The sequence below is a fragment of the Glutamicibacter sp. AOP38-B1-38 genome, from assembly GCF_052377485.1.
GTDB lineage: Bacteria > Actinomycetota > Actinomycetes > Actinomycetales > Micrococcaceae > Glutamicibacter.
The window spans coordinates 1-727 of record NZ_JBQSWU010000092.1 but is presented as its reverse complement, the minus strand read 5'-3'; the positions used below and the strand labels follow the sequence as shown (position 1 = coordinate 727).

1 protein-coding gene is annotated in these 727 nt (G+C 53.0%); it reads right to left on the bottom strand.

Annotated features, from left to right (window positions below; genetic code table 11):
* Positions 1-201 precede the first annotated feature (201 nt).
* The coding region (locus ACT3TP_RS18735) for a hypothetical protein (RefSeq protein WP_443457534.1) at positions 202-727 on the bottom strand (526 nt) is incomplete at its 5' end.

Sequence of the window (727 nt, the reverse complement as noted above, 5' to 3'; positions counted from 1 at the left end):
ACATGGCGGCCCATATGAAACGCACTGCTTCGTCGAGTTCCCATGCACCCAAAACAGCGAAGAAGGTTACGAATGTGAGCAGGGTGCATGCAGCGTTGACTATCTTTTCCATTGGAAGCCTCTGTTTGTGATTGGAGTAGTGAGTGAGGCACGCCTTTGGCGTCGCCAAGTTGCGCAGTGAACGTGCTTGGACCCAGCTGTCTAGAAAGGCAGGTTGTTTGCCTGCATTGGGTGCACGATGAGAATTCCGGTGACTTTCCCGGCGCCGTTGTAGGCAACTCGCCCGAGCCATTCGCCTGCTTCATGATTGATTTGCGTTTGTCCTGTCAGGCCGCCGCCGAGGTACTGGTTCAGTTTCTGTGCAACAACATTCGTGCCGTCGGCAGTTTGAATGGTGGTGTTGGAACAAGATTCGAACTGTCCACTGTCTGCCACCACTTGGTCCCAGACATCGATAACCTTTTTCTTCGTCAGGACGCGGGAACAGGTGAAGGTCATCAGTGATTTCACGGAACCGTAGTCACCTTTGCTGAGGTGCTCAAAGATATTTTCGGTTCGCGAGGTGAGGTCAATAATTGGGTTAGCCATGGTTTCTTCTCCGATGCCTGTCGTTGAGATGGTTCCGAATCGCTTGAATGCCGCCTGTCGAGTAATACCGAATGCGTTGCCTATGGCTTGCCATGACACGCCTCGCGCCCTAGCTACGGCAACGGAGCTCTCCAAATGT